15 protein-coding genes and 1 tRNA gene are annotated in these 16,910 nt (G+C 54.0%); 5 read left to right on the forward strand and 11 right to left on the reverse strand.

The genetic code is table 11. The annotated features are described in order from the left end of the window. Positions 1-43 precede the first annotated feature (43 nt). The gene (locus tag LEPIL_RS00795) at positions 44-1,039 is read right to left on the reverse strand and encodes a cation diffusion facilitator family transporter (RefSeq protein WP_002768990.1); all 996 of its coding nucleotides are present in this window, start codon (positions 1,037-1,039) and stop codon (positions 44-46) included. 113 nt (positions 1,040-1,152) lie between these two features. Between LEPIL_RS00795 and dusA the strand changes: the two genes are divergently transcribed. Then, positions 1,153-2,214: a tRNA dihydrouridine(20/20a) synthase DusA gene (gene dusA, locus LEPIL_RS00800; RefSeq protein ID WP_002768992.1), complete on the forward strand. Its 1,062-nt coding sequence runs from the start codon at positions 1,153-1,155 to the stop codon at positions 2,212-2,214. Here dusA and LEPIL_RS00805 read toward each other — a convergent pair. The 4 genes from LEPIL_RS00805 to LEPIL_RS00820 all read right to left on the reverse strand — a co-directional run bounded on the left by LEPIL_RS00805 (position 2,176) and on the right by LEPIL_RS00820 (position 5,187). Then, positions 2,176-3,135: a bile acid:sodium symporter family protein gene (locus LEPIL_RS00805; protein WP_002768994.1), complete on the reverse strand. Its 960-nt coding sequence runs from the start codon at positions 3,133-3,135 to the stop codon at positions 2,176-2,178. The genes dusA and LEPIL_RS00805 overlap by 39 nt on opposite strands. 1 nt (position 3,136) lies before the next feature. Then, complete coding sequence (locus tag LEPIL_RS00810) at positions 3,137-4,147, reverse strand: response regulator (RefSeq protein ID WP_002768996.1); 1,011 nt, start codon at positions 4,145-4,147, stop codon at positions 3,137-3,139. A gap of 2 nt (positions 4,148-4,149) precedes the next feature. Further along, positions 4,150-5,058, reverse strand: a complete 909-nt coding sequence (locus LEPIL_RS00815; protein ID WP_002768999.1) for an adenylate/guanylate cyclase domain-containing protein — start codon at positions 5,056-5,058, stop codon at positions 4,150-4,152. A gap of 56 nt (positions 5,059-5,114) precedes the next feature. Beyond that, positions 5,115-5,187, reverse strand: a tRNA-Ala gene (locus LEPIL_RS00820). 142 nt (positions 5,188-5,329) lie between these two features. Here LEPIL_RS00820 and LEPIL_RS00825 point away from each other — a divergent pair. Both LEPIL_RS00825 and LEPIL_RS00830 read left to right on the forward strand, forming a co-directional pair. After that, positions 5,330-6,166, forward strand: a complete 837-nt coding sequence (locus LEPIL_RS00825) for an SDR family oxidoreductase (protein ID WP_002769002.1) — start codon at positions 5,330-5,332, stop codon at positions 6,164-6,166. A gap of 8 nt (positions 6,167-6,174) precedes the next feature. Continuing rightward, a complete protein-coding gene (locus LEPIL_RS00830) occupies positions 6,175-10,380 on the forward strand; it encodes a hypothetical protein (protein WP_002769004.1) in 4,206 nt (1,401 codons plus the stop codon). Between the two features lie 87 nt (positions 10,381-10,467). On the opposite strand, the gene LEPIL_RS23745 is transcribed toward LEPIL_RS00830, so the two are convergent. The 5 genes from LEPIL_RS23745 to cmoB form a co-directional block, all read right to left on the reverse strand. Continuing rightward, complete coding sequence (locus tag LEPIL_RS23745) at positions 10,468-10,875, reverse strand: hypothetical protein (RefSeq protein ID WP_002769006.1); 408 nt, start codon at positions 10,873-10,875, stop codon at positions 10,468-10,470. Between the two features lie 189 nt (positions 10,876-11,064). Beyond that, on the reverse strand, positions 11,065-12,327 hold the full coding sequence (locus LEPIL_RS00840) for a type II restriction endonuclease (protein WP_002769008.1): 1,263 nt from the start codon (positions 12,325-12,327) through the stop codon (positions 11,065-11,067). 4 nt (positions 12,328-12,331) lie between these two features. Next, positions 12,332-13,156, reverse strand: a complete 825-nt coding sequence (trhO, locus tag LEPIL_RS00845; RefSeq protein WP_002769010.1) for an oxygen-dependent tRNA uridine(34) hydroxylase TrhO — start codon at positions 13,154-13,156, stop codon at positions 12,332-12,334. Between the two features lie 63 nt (positions 13,157-13,219). Then, on the reverse strand, positions 13,220-13,756 hold the full coding sequence (locus LEPIL_RS00850; protein WP_002769012.1) for a TIGR00725 family protein: 537 nt from the start codon (positions 13,754-13,756) through the stop codon (positions 13,220-13,222). Positions 13,757-13,790: 34 nt separating this feature from the next. Beyond that, complete coding sequence (gene cmoB / locus LEPIL_RS00855) at positions 13,791-14,633, reverse strand: tRNA 5-methoxyuridine(34)/uridine 5-oxyacetic acid(34) synthase CmoB (RefSeq protein WP_157135005.1); 843 nt, start codon at positions 14,631-14,633, stop codon at positions 13,791-13,793. A 164-nt stretch (positions 14,634-14,797) separates the two neighbouring features. Here cmoB and LEPIL_RS00860 point away from each other — a divergent pair, with 164 nt between their 5' ends. Then, entirely contained in the window at positions 14,798-15,016 is a 219-nt protein-coding gene (locus tag LEPIL_RS00860) for a hypothetical protein (protein ID WP_002769015.1), read from the forward strand. Positions 15,017-15,182: 166 nt separating this feature from the next. Here LEPIL_RS00860 and LEPIL_RS00865 read toward each other — a convergent pair whose 3' ends face one another. Next, positions 15,183-15,548 (reverse strand): VOC family protein, encoded by a 366-nt coding sequence (locus LEPIL_RS00865; RefSeq protein WP_002769017.1) that lies wholly within the window; start codon positions 15,546-15,548, stop codon positions 15,183-15,185. Between the two features lie 97 nt (positions 15,549-15,645). Between LEPIL_RS00865 and LEPIL_RS00870 the strand changes: the two genes are divergently transcribed. Continuing rightward, complete coding sequence (locus LEPIL_RS00870; RefSeq protein WP_143464637.1) at positions 15,646-16,881, forward strand: OmpA family protein; 1,236 nt, start codon at positions 15,646-15,648, stop codon at positions 16,879-16,881. Positions 16,882-16,910 lie beyond the last annotated feature (29 nt).

Below are 16,910 nucleotides of genomic sequence, written 5' to 3' on the forward strand. Positions count from 1 at the left end.
CCGGGCCTCAGTCAACAAGAATCTGCAACGGAACAGGGAATCGTCAGACCTCAAGCACGCGGCGCAGATGCCCGTCGGGCCAGGAAACGGCCGTCTCCACGACAAAGTCCGGCCTCTTTTCAGTGCGAGGCTCCTGACGGATCGGACACTGCTCGACCGAACAGTGTGAGCAGTACTGTCTCTTGCATGGATCTACATGCGAGTGAAACTCGCCGCGCATACCCGCTTCGGAAAGCACATTGTGCTCGAAGGCGTGTACGATCTCGTTTGCCCTGCCGATATCATAGACCTCGGGCAGCACGATATGGATATCGACGTGTGTGTAGTCGCCTAAATGCATCGTTCGCAAGGCATGCACGGCAAGCACATTAGAATCGCCTACAGAATTCATAGCCGAAACCAGACGGTTGAGCAGCTCGGGATTCTCGGTATCCATCAGACTCATAACGGAACGAAAAAGAACGCGACCGCCGGCATAACCGAGCCAGAGGCCGAAAACCAGCGCTATGGCGGGATCAAGCCAGCTGATTCCCGTGAAATGAACGGCAAGAAGACCTCCGGCTACGCCGAGAGTCGTGATAAAATCTGAAAGCAGATGATGACCATCGGCCTCGATTGCGGCGGATCGCTTCTTCTTACCCATGTGAATCAGCCACATGCCGAGAATGCCGTTCATGGAGCCGGCGCCGAAGTTAATCAGCAAGCCAAGACCCAGTCTTTTCAGTTCGATGCCGCGAATCAGATTTTCGATCGCTTCGTAGCTGATGAGTACTGCAGCGAGCGTAATCAGGCCGCCCTCAAAAAAAGAAGAGACATACTCGATCTTTCCATGACCATACGGATGATCGCGGTCGGCGGGTTTACGAGCATAAAGGACGGCAAACGATGCGAAGCTGCCCGCCAGAAGATTCACCAAGCTTTCGAGAGCATCAGATTTCAACGCCATCGAATTCGAGATATAAAAGGCCGCCAGTTTGAGAAGCAGGATCAAAAAGCCTGCGATAAGAGCGACGAATAATGGATAGACCCGGCTGAACATGCCCGAATAAAGAAGCGAAAGAATCCCCTTTGAGTCAAGTTTAAGAGCAGAAAGACGGCCTCACAGATATGTTTTTATTTGAAACAGATACCCGATCTCAAAAACCGGCATGTATGGGCCTTCTCAGCGTCGCCCCGATGATGGATTACACGGATCGGCATTACCGATTCTTTCTTCGACTGCTGTCGCGGCATACGACCCTGTACACTGAGATGGTTCCCGATACGGCCATTCGCTTCGGGAATCGACATAAGTTCCTGCGTTATGATCCGTGTGAGCATCCGGTCGTTTTGCAGCTGGGCGGATCGGATTCGGTGGCGCTGGCCGAATCTGCTGCCATCGGCGAAGAGTACGGCTACGACGCGATCAATCTGAATTGCGGATGCCCGAGCGAAAGGGTAGAGCACGGCAATTTCGGTGCATCCTTGATGACCGATCCCTTGCATGTACGGCGTATCGTTGAGGCCATGAATCAGGCCGTCTCTATTCCTGTAACGGTGAAGCATCGCATCGGTATTCGCGAGCGCAGCGGAGTCGGACGCGAAAGCTACGATGAACTAAAACAGTTCGTCTCGGCGTGCGTCGACGGCGGCGTGAGCCATTTCATCGTGCATGCGCGCATCGCCATTCTCGGAAAGCTTAACCCGGCGCAGAATCGAAGCATCCCGCCTTTACAGTATGATACCGTCTACCGGTTGAAGCAGGACTTTCCCGAGCTTTTCATCGAGATCAACGGCGGTATCCGTACGCTCGATGAGGCTGAGTTACATCTGAAACACGTGGACGGCGTCATGATCGGACGGGCGGCCTGCGATACTCCGTTTCTCTTCGCTGAGGCCGATCATAGGATCTACGGCACACAGAATCCCGAAACGGCCGAATCAGAAAAGGCCGTCGTGCGAGCCCTTCTGCCCTATCTGCATCGTCAGATGGACGAAGGTATTCCCGTTCATCACGTTCTGCGGCATGCGGCGAATCTTTTCTACGGGCGTCCTGGAGCACGTTTGTTTCGACGCCGTCTTGCCGAAGAGATTTTCATTCGCAGGGACTGGACGACCGCGACGATCGACGAGGCGATCGAAGAACTGCTCTCGTGCATACCGGACGATGCGGTCCCTTTGCGTGACGACGAGCAGTTAGCTTCTTCGTTCTTTACGCCGCCGGTCGATCGTTAACCAGATCGCGGCGAGAAGACTGCCGATCAGCGAATGTACGACGCTGGATACGGCAGGCGGCAGCGCAACAGCCGGATCGGCAAAATGGTTTCGCGCAAGCACGACGCCAAGTCCTGAATTCTGCATACCGACCTCGATAGAGATCGTGCGCGAACGCGTCTCGGCAATCTCACGCTGTTCTCTGTACAAGAGAAGAACAAGACGCGATAGCAGGTATCCGAAGCCGAAACCCGATACATGAAGAAGTATGGCAGACAGGATAACGATCGGGCCCGAAACGAGAAGTTCCGCCCTTCCCTGCCCGACGATCGATGCGACGATCAGAACGATCAGAATGACGGCAACGGGCGGACCGAACGGCTCGAGTCTCGCCGAAAGTTTCGGGAGCCGGCGCCCCAGAAGCAATCCGGCCAGAACGGGAAGGATAACGACCTGAAGCGTAGACATCAACAGTCCGGCCGCATCGACGGCAACGACGTCTTCAAGAAGCACTGAAGTGAGAAGCGGCGTGAGAAACACGGCCAGCAACGTCGATATGGCCGTCATCGTTACCGACAGGGCGACGTCGGCCTTCGCCAGGTAGGCGATTACGTTCGACGCCGTACCGCCCGGGCAAGCCGACACAAGCACAAGGCCGGCCGCAAGCGAATCTGGAAGACCGAGAAGCTTCGCTATGGCCCAGCCCGAAAAAGGCATCACCGTGTATTGTAAGAGGATTCCGACAAGAACGGGCACCGGCATCTGAAAAACACGCCGGAAGTCTTCGACGCGAAGCGAGAGGCCCATAAAGAGCATGATGCCGCCAAGGCCGATCGTTATCATCTCTCCGCGAAACCAGGCAAATGAAGGCGGATGATACAGCGAGACGGCCACGGCAAGTATAAGCCACAGCGGAAAAAGCAGAGAAAAGCGTGCCAGCATATCAGGCCGTATATTCGAAAGAATGGATCAGATGACCTTCGAACTGCTTCTCGACTCGAAAGAAATACTTCTGTGCCCGCTTTGAAAGCTTCTGAAACAAGGCATCGGTCAGCAGAATGCCTCGTTCGAAGCTGGATTTCTCGGCCATATGAGCCGTGAGATTGATGGCCTCGCTAATCAGCTCGCCGTGTTCCTTTGTATAGACGACCTGACCCGTATCCATAGCGTACAGCGCCGTCGGTCGTTCAATGTACATGCGACTCGATAGGTCGATCAGCGCAGTCTGCCCCTCAATAGCTGAGATGAATGCGTTTTGAGCATCTTCTTCTGCGAAGATGCAAATATTCGCGTTCGTCTTTCGAGTCCAGACCATGCCGCCATGAGCCGAAACGATGGCGCCCAGACGGTCCAGCATGAGATTCATATGGTTCTGCTTCGCCTCGTCGTCCATAATAATGGCCGATGGCGAACGAACCGAGCAATATTGAAAGATCAGTTTGTAGGATCGTCCCGGAATCAGATCAAGGCCGGCGCGTCCTCGTTCCTGGACCGTATCCATTTCGAGCACAAAACGCTGCAGATCGCCGTTGAACTTCTCATACTGCGCATACTTCGGTCCTTCGTTCAGAGCACGCTGCATATGCTGCCAGCGCGGAACCTCAAGAAGCGCCCTTGCCAGCACCTGCTTCAGATATCCGAGTTTGATGTTCTTTTTGGCGACGAAATCAAGCGCTCCGTTCTTCAACGACTCGACGATGACGCGTTCTTCGTCGCTTCGCGCTATGACGATGAACGGTCGCACCGGAGCGGTCAGCTCCTGCATGAACAGAAACGGCTGGTCGAGGCTGAAGAAATCGAGAATGATCAGATCGGGCGATACGTTCTGGATCAGAGAGCGACCCGATTCGGCATTCTCGGCATGCCTTATGTTCAAACCTGGAAAGATGGAGCTGAGAATACCCGCATAGACGTTTCGCGCCCCGACGTCGGAATCAACAATGAGTATATCCATGATTACAGCCGGATATTCCGGTACAGTCGAAGCTGACCGTACTGCCCATCCTCTGTAAAGAATTTTTTTGTCTCGGGAGAGGCGAGAAAGAACGCTGATTCCGAAACGAAGACGGCATTCGGTTCGCCGTGTTTCTGTTCGATATTGATGGTCTCGCTAATATCATCGCTCTGAATGCGCGCCGTATCAGAGGTATAGCGGGCCGTTCCGTAATGAATACCGATTCGCACTCTTAGATCGTTCTCGTAACGCAGCTCGTTCTGACTGATGTTGAACACGGGAAGCAGGGCGATTATTTTCAAAGCAGATCGAAGAGCGGCGCTTACGCCCTCCTCTTCGAGGTAGGCAGCCAGACCGCCATCGCCATGCCAGTACCAGAGGCGTCCGTTCTCGGCTTCTATTATCGAACGAATCCACAGGCGAAAGCTGCGCAGCGTATTCTCGATGTCGACCTTGAGATTCGTCTGCACAAGCTCGGAACTGCCTACGACATCGATGCTCATAAAGGCCAGGCGATACTCTTCGTCGTTTTTCAGATACCCCCAGTCGCCCGTCTTGCGCCCTTCCTGGGTCTGTACGAAACGTTGCAGCTCGGAATCAAAGCGGAAGCCGGCCTCTTCGAGGGCAAGCTGTAGCGGACGAAATCCTTTCAGCTCGATGATGCCGCCGCTTCCTCCGCGACCATTCAAATGGAAAAGGACGCTGCACAGGTGAACGATGCGTTCGCGATCATCGAAATACTCAACAAGGGCGTCAGCGGCCACTTTTCTTGGAATAACGATATGACCGCCAAAGCCGGTCACCTCTTCGAGGTTAAACGCCGGATCGGCCTCACGGCCGATATAGGAAATCTGTTGGGTGTTGAGGGTGATGGCGAGGAGCTCTTTCAGATGCCGCTTGATCTTCTTCATCGGAGCTCCTGTCTATTTTATCGAAACGGCGTGAGTATAAAAAAATTCCAGTTTTGTGGAGGCTATCGGGATCGAACCGATGACCTTCTGCGTGCAAGGCAGATGCTCTCCCAGCTGAGCTAAGCCCCCGAGTGGTGAGCCAGACTGCAGCCCCCCGGCCTGCCAGTAAAGTAAAAAATGCATTCAAGGGCCGCACGCCGGGGCTATCATAGAAAAATCTATGATTTGCGTCGGGAGTTGACGCACAGCACAATCTGACAGAAAAGGAGATGTGAAAACGGCACTGATCACGGGAATCAGCTCGGGAATCGGCTTCCACCTGTCGCTGCAGCTCGCGCGCGAAGGCTGGTCCGTTTTCGGCGTGGTGCGTAACAGAGAAAAACTCGATCACTCTCTCGCTGCCATCGAGGCGGAGCGACCCGAACGACTGCATGTTATCACAGCCGACATCGACCGGGCCGACGAGCTCTCTGCCGCTTTGAGAGATCTTCCGGCACCCGACGTCCTGATCAATAACGCCGGCTACGGCCTTTACGGTCCATTTGAAGAGCTGAGCGACGAGCAGCTGCGAGCTCAGTTTGAAACGAACTTCTTCTCTCCGTTACGGATCATCCGCCATTATCTGCCTGCGATGCGCGAACGGCAATCGGGCCGGATCGTTAACATCAGCTCCATCCTCGGGCAGATGGTTATACCGACCGGCTCGGCCTACTGTTCATCGAAATGGGCTCTTGAGGCCGCCTCCGAGGCGATGCGCTACGAACTTGCGCCTTTCGGCATAGAAGTCTGCCTGGTCGAACCGGGCCTCATCAAAACGAACTTCAAAGAGAACATGAAGTTAAACGCCACGCTTGAGGCCGAGCATTCTCCGTATCGTTTTCTCAATCGGCTGATCGGCCGCGAGATCAAACAGTATGGCCGCTTTGCAACCTCTCCTGAAAGCGCCGCCGACTCCATCGTCCGGCTTATGCGCAGGCGTCGACTGCCCGCCCGTTACAGAGTCGGCACCGATGCAGCGTTTTATAGCGCGCTAAAAAGCATTCTTCCCGGATCTTTTCTGGACGTTATCCAGAGATCCTACACAGAAAATCTGCATTCAAAGGATTGATCGATCCCATGGCTACGAAATCGGCAAAAAAGACAGAAACGAAAACGGCAAAAAAGGCGGCAAAGAAAGAGGTCGCTAAAAAGGCCACCGGCAAAGAGGCGAAACCTGCGGCGAAGAAGGCCGTAAAGTCGGCGGTCACAAAAAAAGCGGCTAAGAAAGAAATCGCGAAGAAGGAAGTAGCGAAGAAGTCCGTCATCGAAGCCGTCGCGAAAAAGGCGACGAAAAAGGCCGTCGAGCCGGCCGCCATTCGGTCCGGCGACGATATCGCCGCGCTGCTCGTTCGCGACCTTGCAAAGACGGGCTTCGACGCATCGGAGCGTGCGTTAGCCATATTCCCGGCCTTGCAGAAGCATCTCTCAATTCATAGCATCCTGTTTCTTTCGCGAAGCGATCGCAACTTCGCCGTCGAAGGCCTGCTCGACGAAGGCGGATGGCATACGGACGACTCCACAGTAGAAGGGCTTCAGGCCTCACTTTCAGGCCTTGAGCTTCCTGAATCGGCCGATACGGTGCGCGACATCGTGATTCACTCCGAAGGCCCGACAAAAGGGCTTTCTATTCCCGTTCAGCTGACGGATACGGAGCGTCTTTTCACGCTCTGGCTGTATGAGCGGGGCAACAATCCCGTTAAGAAAGACCTCGACCTGGCCGCCATCGTTCTGCCGGCGCTTGCCCTTGAATACCAGATACGCAGAACGACCGCCCTGCTCTCTCATGAACAATCGCGGCATGAAGCACGCATAGCCGAAATGCATACGCAGCTTGATGCGAAGCACAAAAAGAAACTTGATGATGCCCTTTATGCAAAAGACGCCGAGTTTCAAGAGCTTCGCGAAACGGCACATCGTATGCAGGCGGCCCACGACGAAACGGTCGCCTTACTACAAAGCGAGATATCGGCCCTCAACGAGCGGCACGAGCAGGAGCTTGCAAAGGCGAAAGAGACCGCCGCTGCCGAACAGGCCCGTGAAGCCGAGAAGCGTCTCTCCTCCTTACGAGAAGAACTGGAACTCGAGATTCAGGTTCGCGACGAAGAGATAGCAAGATCTCAGAAAAGGCATACCGAAGAGCTCGAACGGATTCAGACGGAGCTGCGCCATGAACGCGAAGAGCTTGCTCGCGAAAAGGAAAGCCTCGACACAGTGCGGCAGAAGCTCATCGACGATCATCAGAGCGAGCTGTCGACTCTGCGTTCGCAATTAGTCGAAGAGCGGGAGGCTGCTGTTCGCGACCTCGGTCAGCGGCTTGAATCCGCGCAGAGCGAGCTTGCGGCAGAAAAGAAGCGGCATGAGGCGGCGATCACCGAACAGCGAAGCACGCTGGAATCGGCGAAAGAGGATGCCGTCCGAGCACTTCGCGAAGAGCTGAGCCTTGAAATCCAGCTGCGCGACGAAGAAATCGCAGATCTCAAGAAGAAGGCTGCCGATGAGCTACAGACGCTGAAAAACGACCATGCGTCGCAACTCTCGCAACTGAACGACCGACATCGACACGAAAAGGAAGAGCAGACACGAACGGCAGAGCAGGCACTGCAGCAGTCCGAAGAACGACGCCAGCGCGAGCTTGCCGAAGAGCGTCAGAAGCTCGAAGAGAAGCGTGAGTCCGAGGTGAAGGCGCTTCGCGAAGAACTGACCCTTGAGATCCAGCTACGCGATGAAGAGATCAAGAAGATTAAATCTCTCTCTGAAAGCGGAACAAAGGAACTGCTCAATAAAATCGACGAACAGAAGCAATCCTACGAAGAGCGCATTCGATCGCTGACAGCAGAATATGAAGCGGCTTCATCACGGGCGAATAACGAACATGCCGTCGCCATCGAAGGCCTCAAGAAGAAACACGCAGAAGAGAATGCGGCAACGCAGACGGCAAGGCAGAAGGAGCTGGCCGAGCTTGAAGAAAAACGCAGAGCCGATCTTGCCGACCTCAAGGCCGAGCATGAGCTCGTTGTTGAAGCGTTGAACCAGGAACATCGACGCGATGTCGCAAAGCTCGAACAGTCTATTCAAGAGCTGCATGAGCAGGCCGAGCGAAAGGCCGAGATGGTCGCTGAGGAGAAAAAACGAGTCGAAGAGGCGCATCGTTCGCTGATCGACGGCCTTCAGGGCGAGATACGAAACCGCGAAGAACAGATGCAACAGCAGAAGGAACGCGGCATCAAGCTTCAGGAGTCCTATGAGGCCGCATTACAGACGCTGGAACGCGAACGCGAGGAATTCCAGAAGCAACGCGAGCATCTCAACGAACGCATCGCTCGCATCGAAGAAGAAAGTCTGCTCGTGTCAGAAGAATTGAACGCAACGATTCGCGAGCGTGAAAAAACGCTCCAGGCGACCGAACAGCTCCTGACCGAGGCGTCACAGCGTATCGACACACTTGAAAAACTGAAGCAAGAGCATACAGGCCACATCGATACTCTGGAGAAAGAGGCGCGGCAGAACGAAAACCGCATCATCGAGCTTGATCGAAATCTTGAAAAAGAGAAAGAAGAGCGACGCACAGAGAAGGAGCGCCTGCTTTCCGATGCCGCTGCGAAAGCAGCCGAATGGCGCGGACTTCAGGAAGAACTGCAGCAGCAGCTCTCTCAGAAGAACGCCGAAATCTCTCATCGAAACGATACGATTCAAAAGCTCGAACAGCAGCTCAGTAGAGAGACGCAAAGAGCCCATCAACTTGAAAACGATCTCGAAGAGGCGCGCAGCCGCCACAACGAACTCATCGAGCAGATCGAATCGATTCATCAGGGCCTTGCCGACGCTCAGGCAGAGAACAAGGAGCTCCAGGATCTCATCCGTTCGAAAAACGAAGAGATACGAAACTTCCATATGGAAGAGCAGAAGCTCAAGCGCTCTCTACAGGCGGCGGAAGCCCTTCAGGCCGATCTTGAAGTGAACATTGAAAAGCAGAAGCTTTCTCTTCGCGAAAAAGACGAACTCTTTCATCAAAAGCAGGAAGAGATCGGCGCTCTTGGCGAGAAAATACAGACTCTGCAGCAGGAGATCGAGAACTATCTTGGAGTCATTCAGCAAAAGAAAGATACCATCGACGGACTGCGCGCAGAACTGGAACAGGCGCGCGTCCAGGTAAAGAACTCGCGCAAAGAAGGCCATCTCATGGCCGAGGCATCGCGAGCGCTTTCCCGCCAGGAGAGCTTCGAAGATAAAATCGACTATCTTAAAGAGAACGTGCTACGTGAAATCAACATAGATCGGATCATCTTCTACTCTATCGACGAGAACGATGATCTTGTTCCGACCTACTGCTCGCCGTCTCTGGATTTCGCCGCCACGCGCTTGCGCCTCGGTGATACGTATTTCGGTCAGGCCCTTGCGTCGCAGAAACCGGTCATTCTGAATAAGAAGGAAGGCGAGCTACCCTGTGATCTGCCCGCACCCGAAGCGCTGCGCTTTGTAGACGATGACGCTACTCACTTCAGCCGATATCAGGAAATGTTCGCCTCGTCAAAAGACGGCATTGAATCGACGATCGTGCTTCCTCTTGTGCTTGGCTCGCATACGGAGGGCATTCTCGCTCTGACGACGCAGCAGCACATCTCGGCGGAGCGCACCGACATGGCGCTGCTCGAACATCTTCTGCCCTTTGTCGCCGCCGCCTATCATGACGAAAAGGATCGTCGCGCCGTGCAAACGCTCGCCCTCGCCAACGAACAACTGAGGTCGGTCAGACGTTATATCGAAAAGCGTAGCTCTGATCTGCTGCTTTCTCAGTCCGATGCCATGGCTGACGAAGAGCGTGCAGCATTGCTCGTACGCACTCGTTTTGTCCCTCATCTGCTCGGTCTTGCTGGTGAAAAAACCACAGTCACCGATCTCGGTCCGTTTTTAGCGCAGCTGGAAACTCAACTGAAAGAAACCGCGCTCTACCCGGATTTCCGAGTAGAATCCGACCATGTAGCGCGCTTGATTTCTGGTGACGATGCGGGCCTTCTTCTCTGGTTCATATCAGAGGCGGTGGCCAATGCGATCGAGCACAGTGAAGGGCGCCGATTGCTCATTCAAAGCGCCGAGAACAGAGACGTCGTTTCACTGATCATCGAAGACGACGGTGAAGGCCTGATTCGTAAAACGGGATCCATGACTCCTTCCGGAGACGGCTTTTCCTTTTTTCAGGCAGCTGCGGGATTGCTCGGGCTCGAGCTTCGTATCGGCAAGGGAGAAGGCGGACTGGGAACTTCGCTGAAGTTGTATCGACGTTAACAATTGGTTTGGCGGTCAGGAGAAAGATCGGACCGATTCGGAAATAAAAGAGGCCCTGCCTGATATACAGGTCGGGCCTCTTCTTTATCAACGCTTTGCTTTCTTCGAGCTCTTTTTCGACGACTTCTTTGCCGTTTTTTTGCTCTTCTTTGCTGCTTTCTTCGCTACCTTTTTTTTGGCCGCTTTCTTTGTTACAGGCTTCGCCGCAGGCTTCACAGAGGGCTTTTTCAGTTTTCCCTTCGCTGCATCGCCTTCGACTCGAGCTCGACCGATGTAAACCGTCGATTTGTAATAGTTGTTTCGATAAAAATCGACATCCTTCTGACTGAGACTATCGAGCCATTGAACGCATTTCTTTTGAAATCCGTTAATCATCTTCTCGTTGAAATCAGCCGTCGCATGGCCGAAATGAAATCGAACGCCATAACGACTCAGAATGAACTGACGTCGACCGCTACCCTTCGATTCTTTCTTATCGTATACGAAACTTGCCATCACAACTCCTCGGTTAATCAGATTCAACCTGATTGTATTTCTGATTAACCCGTTAACAGCAACGGTTTATTTTTGCAACCGCTTTCCTGTTTTTTTCAGTATACGACATTTTTAGAAGAAAACCGAGAAAAAAGTGAAAAACGATGCAACTCGCATGTTAACATGTGATCGAAGGCTATGAACGACTGTTTATCCGAATAATCCGGCGCTATCATGCGACTCACAGCCTGACTGACGCAACTTCTCGATAAATTCGGCAAGCGACATGATGCGCCCTCGATTCTGCGCATCAAACTTTCGTCTGTAGCTTTCGGGCATAACGACCGTTACCCCCTCATCGCTCATCTCGTCGAGCTGTGCCTTCGAAATAGCCTGTTGAAGGGTAAACAGATAACGGCGATTCACGCCCGGCGCTTCGGTCAGTATCTGTCTCCATCGATCCTTGCATGTGGTCTTTGCTGCGAGAAAGAAAACGCCCTCAGCATCTGACGACGAAACGTTATTCTCTGCTTCTCTATGTCGCACTCTGTATGACTCATAGGCATCAAGGGAGGGAAAGAGGAAATCCGGGCGTCGTTGATCAGAGGTGATCACACCGTGAGCGCAGGCGATACGACTGCGATCAAATACATATTTAAGGTGAATTTCAAGGGAATTTCCCGCCCTGCTCTTGCGTCGATTGTGTATTTCCAGGGAGAGCGAGAGAAAATCGTCGATACGCTGGAATCCTTCTTCAATTAAAGGCTGGTAATGCTTTCTTTCAAAATAGCGAAAAAGGGAATACTCAATCTCTATCAATCGAAGAAGCATATCATCAACGCCTTCTTCAAGGGTTCCGTACAGCCTTTCGTAAACGGACTGCGAGCGCCGTGCGATCTCACCGCCTGACGGGAACTCATTCACTGAAGCATTGAGGCGTTCAAACTCGGGCAACAGACGTTCGTTCAGATCAAAGCGCAGGCGCTGATTCGTTTCGGCAGGAGTGATGCCGAGAAAATCAAGAACAGCTCTGATCTCATCCTCGCTTTCGATGATCCAGCATTGAAACAGGGAATCGTTCTCAAATAACGAATCGGGCCTATCGTCAGGGACCGCCGCAAGAATGAACAGCGACCCTTCAAGCCTGGCCGGATCAGGACGAAACAAAGGAAGGATGCGGGTCAGACGGCACTCGCTTTTCGCCTTTCCGTACCACACAAACCGGGCGGCCACGTTGCCACCACGAAAACGTATTCTCACCTCTCGTTCGACGTTCTCTCCTTTCTCGACGGTTTTTCCTTCGAGAAAGAGCGGAGCGGATTCGCGTGAAAGATAGATGCCGGCCTGATGTGATCCCGTCAGGCCCAGATCGTTAGGCGAAAGAAATTTCAGATAGGCGTCCGAAGAGCCGGCCAGGGCTCTGATCGCCTGTTCGAGCTGCGCCTCGTCTGCAAAGAGATCGAGCTGACCCACCGAATCAGCCCATCTCTTCAGGCTCAAGACCGCAGGCGGCGGGCGTATAATCTGACGTTACTTCGGTGTGCCCGCAGGAGACGCAGGCGCCGTTATAGACGGGCTGGCGACACCGAGCACAGGGCCGGGCCGTTCCCTGCGATCCGTCGGGGCGAATGGAATAGCGATCGTCGAAGACGAAGCATTCGCCCTCCCAGAAGCCGTCGGGATATTGATCGAAATAATCCTGTATACCGCCTTTGATCTGCCATACCTTCGTAAAGCCTTTTGATCGTAAAAAGGGAACGACCTTTTCACAGCGCACGCCTCCGGTGCAGAACGTGACGATCTCCTTCTCGCGCAGAGGCTCGACGACGTCCAGATGATCGGGCAGCTCTGAAAACGTATCGATGGGCCAGAGCACGGCTCCGCGAAACGTACCGATCTTTGATTCGTATAAATTGCGTGTGTCGACGGGAATCACCTCGCCTCGCTGCATACGTTCATGGAATTCCGCCGGCGTGAGAAAGTGGCCTTCGTTAAGCGAAGTATCGATGTCCTGCTTGAAGGTGATGATCTCCCTGCGCTCTCTGATGCGCAGGCGTCGATACGGCATGAACTCGACGGGAAAAGAGCGGCTCACTCCGCGCGGATCGGGAGGACATGGACAATCGTCATCGTGCACGCGCCTCATAAAGCGCTCGATCGCCGCATCTTCGCCGGCAAAGGAAAGATTGATGCCTTCGGGAGCAATCAGAGCCGTGCCTTTCAGTTCGGCGGCCGCTTCCTGAAACCACTGCACGGCAGCGGGCACGTCGGCCACATTCAGGAATCTATAATACTGGAACATCCTCACAGTGCAAGGCTCGAAAAGCGGGCCGTGCTGACAAGTTCATTCACGGGCTGCGGCCGCCTATTCACCCGCACTCGTAAAACGCTTCTTCAGTTCGTCGCGGATCTGCTCCATTGAATTGACGGCGACGAGAAGCTGCTCCATGCGATCATCGAGCGCTCGACCGGCAAGATCGGCCGACCATCCCGAGAACTGCGTGCAGCAGAGTACCGTCTTTCCCGTCTGCCAGGCGTAGCTGATCTCAGACAGCGTTCCGGCGCCGCCGCCGACGGCGATAAGAAGATCAGACGTATTCACGAGCAGGATGTTGCGCGCAAGGCCCATGCCTGTCGGCACGACGATATCGCAGAACGGATTGGCGGCGTTTTTGTCGACCGAAGGGATAAAGCCGATCGTCGAACCGGTCACATACATCGGAGAATTGCGCGCCCCTCTGCATACGGACTCCATGACGCCGAACATGCCTCCGCTTGCGACGATGTAACCGTCATCGACAAGACGGCGACCGAGCAGCAGACCGAAGTCATAGATCTCGCGGCTGCATACGGGCTGGTTCGGCCCGATGACGCCGATGACGGGCTTGCGGATCACGCTCATGGCCCCTGTATGCCTGCATCCTGCAACGCGGCAATCACTTTTGCGCGATAACGAAGGCGCGCTGCGGCGCAGGCAATCCTTCGATGGTTCGGGTTATGTCGTTCTCATCAAGCATCTCGCGAAATGAAGGGAAGTCGCCAAAGCGCTTCTGTTCGTCGATGGCGGAGCGCACAGAGGCAAGCTCCACCTTCTGCCATCCCGTGCGACGCATCAGAGCAAGCAGAGCATGCACGTCGGGTACAAACCAGATGCCCTTTGCCCCCGCATAACGCCCGGACGGAACGATGGCATATGGCACGCCGTCTTCGCGCGACGGAACGACCATCGTTTCAAGGATCAGTCGCCCCCCTTTCCGCAAAGAAGATCGCAGCGTGCGCAGCATCTCAGCCGGATCCGTATGATGATAGAGAACGCCCATACAGAGCACGATATCGAAGGCATCATGCTCCGAAAGGCTCTGCCATCCGGCCCTCTCAAAGCGAAGCGGATAATGCGGAAGCAGGCCGTGCAGGAATCGAAACTGTGCTTCAAAATCGGCCACCGGATCAAAGGCCGTACATAGCCTGTCGCCTTCGGCCCAGGTCGGATCAAGCCCGAGCATCCAGTCGACAAGACGAAAGAGATAATAGCCGTTATTCGAGCCGACATCGGCAAGACGCACCCTGCTCTCGCGCAAAAGAGGCAGCAGGCCTTCAAGCATGGGAAGCAGCACCTTCCATTTCAGATCGCTGTTCCAGTGCGAGTCGATAAAGACGCCATCGATTAAGAAAGGGCCTTTACGGAAAGGGCCGAGCGAGGGCAGAATGTTGCGAACGCCCACAGCATCGGGCAGATCGCGCTCTATGACAAAACAATCATCCTGCATGTAGGTTCGCATCAGGAGCACGGCATTCCGTACCGGATGACTGTCAAGAGGCATAATACCCAAGCGCCCGCCCGTCAGGATGAATCCAGGCCTTACTCGGCTTGAGCATGACGAAACTTGAGTCAGGGATTCATTTTTTATTGACAGCAGCGCAGAAAAAGGGTAGATTTGGGTTTATGGATATCCGTACATCCCCCGAACTGGGATTGAGAAACGCCGAATCGTACAGGCCTTTAAAGCAGGGCCCGAACGTCGAGAATCCGGCATCGATCCCCGGCAGTGACATGGCAAACAGGCAGCGACAGCAAGAAGATCAGGCTGCTTCTGCTGTGCGGCCCGGCGATGCTCAGACCGTTTACAAAGTGCAGGGAGCTCATATCGATACGCAGGCCTGATCCGTCGAACTCGCTGTACATGACAAAAGGCCGGTGTATTCCGGCCTTTTTCTGTTGAAGGGCATTGCCCGTTGAGCCTTCTTACTGGAAACCTTTAGCAGCTTCGCGTCGCCGTCAGGGCTCTCGGGCTAACAAGCAAATCGGCTTGCTGGCATCCTTCTTTGAATCACTCTTTATAGAAGAGTTCGATCCAGTTACCGCCAGGATCACGGATGATCATCGACTCGCCGCCTTCGATAACGACAGGGCCGACCACGATCTGAATCTTCTTCTCTTCAAGCTCAGAGATTGCATTGGTAAAATCATCGACGTCGACAATGAACGACAGCGAAAAGGCCGAGGGATTGTCCTGCTGGCAAACGTAGCCATCGATATGATTGAGGCGCAGGCTGAAATGATCGAGCTGCAGGATGGCAAAGCGATCGGTCTCTTCAGCGACTTCAAAATCGAGAACATCGACGTAGAATTCGATAGATTTCTTCAGATCCGAAGAACCGAGAGAGATATGATCCAGGGATTCAAGTACGATCATTGCTTACTTCCAGGGTTTTATGTCTGTCGTCATTTTCCGGGCAAACCGCAGATTATCAATTCATTTCCCGCTCCGGACGCTCCGTTAAGCTTTTTTCTTGCTTACCGATATTCAGGACATGCGAATCAGGCTTCTCACTCTCGTTTTTTTTCTTCCCGCCGCAATTTTTCCACAGGAACAGCCTGTCAGCGTCGATCCGAATACGCCGGCAAAAAGCGCCTTTCAGATGCAGCTCGAAAAAGACGATGTGCTCATCGTTCGCAAAGAGCAGGAAATCCTCATCGGCCGTAGCGGCGCCGGACGAGACGAGCGCAACCGCATCGTGCTCAAGGCCGTAGAATCCGACGAAAACGGCGCCACAATGGAAGGCACCTTCCTGACCTATTTCAGAATGCCGGCCGGGCGCGGCGCCTTCCAGAAAGATCGGGATTATCATAGCCGCTTTCGCATTCTCAAAAACGGGCAATACGACGTTCCCGATCGGTATATCATGCCCAACCTGCGCAGCCTGCCCTCCTTCCCCGCCCGCCCGCTGACCCCCGGTGAGGTCTGGGAGGAGCCCGGCATGGAAACGATCGATCTGCCCGGCCTGAAGATCAAGATTCCTCTGCAAGTGCGGTATAAATACGTCGGCCCCGAAACCGTAAAAGACTACTACGGTAAAGAAAGACGGGCGCATAAGATCGTCTTCGTCTATGAATTAAATCACAAGGTCGTTCCGGGCAACGGACCTGTGTCCATTATTCAGGGCCGCTCCACCGATGAGATGTGGTTCTCAGAGGAGGATGGCATCCCCGTTTATGATGTGCAGACGATCATCTACCGCTTCACCATGAAAGACCGAACGGAACGCGAATCGGCCTATCGCATCAAATCATGGTATGAGAAGATCCGTCGCATCACACCCGACGAAAAGAAAACGATGACGGCCGATATCAAGCAAGAAGTGGAAGATGCAAAGAATCTTACCGTTCGAGAAACGGACCAGGGAGTCGTGCTTGATCTGAATAACATCCTCTTTGATGTCGACTCCGATCAGCTGCGTCCCGAGGCGCTCGAAACGCTTGAGGCCGTTAAGAAGATCCTTGAAAAATACCCGAATCGAGAGATCCGCATTCAGGGGCATACGGATAACACCGGCGGCAAGAAGTATAATATCGATCTATCGACGCGGCGTGCGAAGTCGGTGCTCAACCGCCTTGTCGAGCAGGGCCTGAACGGCGATCGTATGAGCTACAAGGGCTTCGGCGAAACGAAGCCGGTCGCTCCGAACGATACCGAAGAAGGGCGGGCACAGAACCGCCGCGTCGAGATACTTATCGTTACGGAATAGTCGCCCCGAGTTCTACGGCATTGAAATCA

The sequence above is a fragment of the Leptonema illini DSM 21528 genome, assembly GCF_000243335.1.
Classification (GTDB): Bacteria; Spirochaetota; Leptospiria; order Leptospirales; family Leptonemataceae; genus Leptonema; species Leptonema illini.

Excerpts from the sequence above, each read along its gene's own strand:
- LEPIL_RS00795 (WP_002768990.1), bottom strand. The coding sequence starts at position 1,039 with ATGTTCAGCCGGGTCTATCCATTATTCGTCGCTCTTATCGCAGGCTTT.
- dusA (WP_002768992.1), top strand. The coding sequence starts at position 1,153 with ATGGGCCTTCTCAGCGTCGCCCCGATGATGGATTACACGGATCGGCAT.
- LEPIL_RS00805 (WP_002768994.1), bottom strand. The coding sequence starts at position 3,135 with ATGCTGGCACGCTTTTCTCTGCTTTTTCCGCTGTGGCTTATACTTGCC.
- LEPIL_RS00810 (WP_002768996.1), bottom strand. The coding sequence starts at position 4,147 with ATGGATATACTCATTGTTGATTCCGACGTCGGGGCGCGAAACGTCTAT.
- LEPIL_RS00815 (WP_002768999.1), bottom strand. The coding sequence starts at position 5,058 with ATGAAGAAGATCAAGCGGCATCTGAAAGAGCTCCTCGCCATCACCCTC.
- LEPIL_RS00830 (WP_002769004.1), top strand. The coding sequence starts at position 6,175 with ATGGCTACGAAATCGGCAAAAAAGACAGAAACGAAAACGGCAAAAAAG.
- LEPIL_RS23745 (WP_002769006.1), bottom strand. The coding sequence starts at position 10,875 with ATGGCAAGTTTCGTATACGATAAGAAAGAATCGAAGGGTAGCGGTCGA.
- trhO (WP_002769010.1), bottom strand. The coding sequence starts at position 13,156 with ATGTTCCAGTATTATAGATTCCTGAATGTGGCCGACGTGCCCGCTGCC.
- LEPIL_RS00850 (WP_002769012.1), bottom strand. The coding sequence starts at position 13,756 with ATGAGCGTGATCCGCAAGCCCGTCATCGGCGTCATCGGGCCGAACCAG.
- cmoB (WP_157135005.1), bottom strand. The coding sequence starts at position 14,633 with ATGCGAACCTACATGCAGGATGATTGTTTTGTCATAGAGCGCGATCTG.
- LEPIL_RS00860 (WP_002769015.1), top strand. The coding sequence starts at position 14,798 with ATGGATATCCGTACATCCCCCGAACTGGGATTGAGAAACGCCGAATCG.
- LEPIL_RS00865 (WP_002769017.1), bottom strand. The coding sequence starts at position 15,548 with ATGATCGTACTTGAATCCCTGGATCATATCTCTCTCGGTTCTTCGGAT.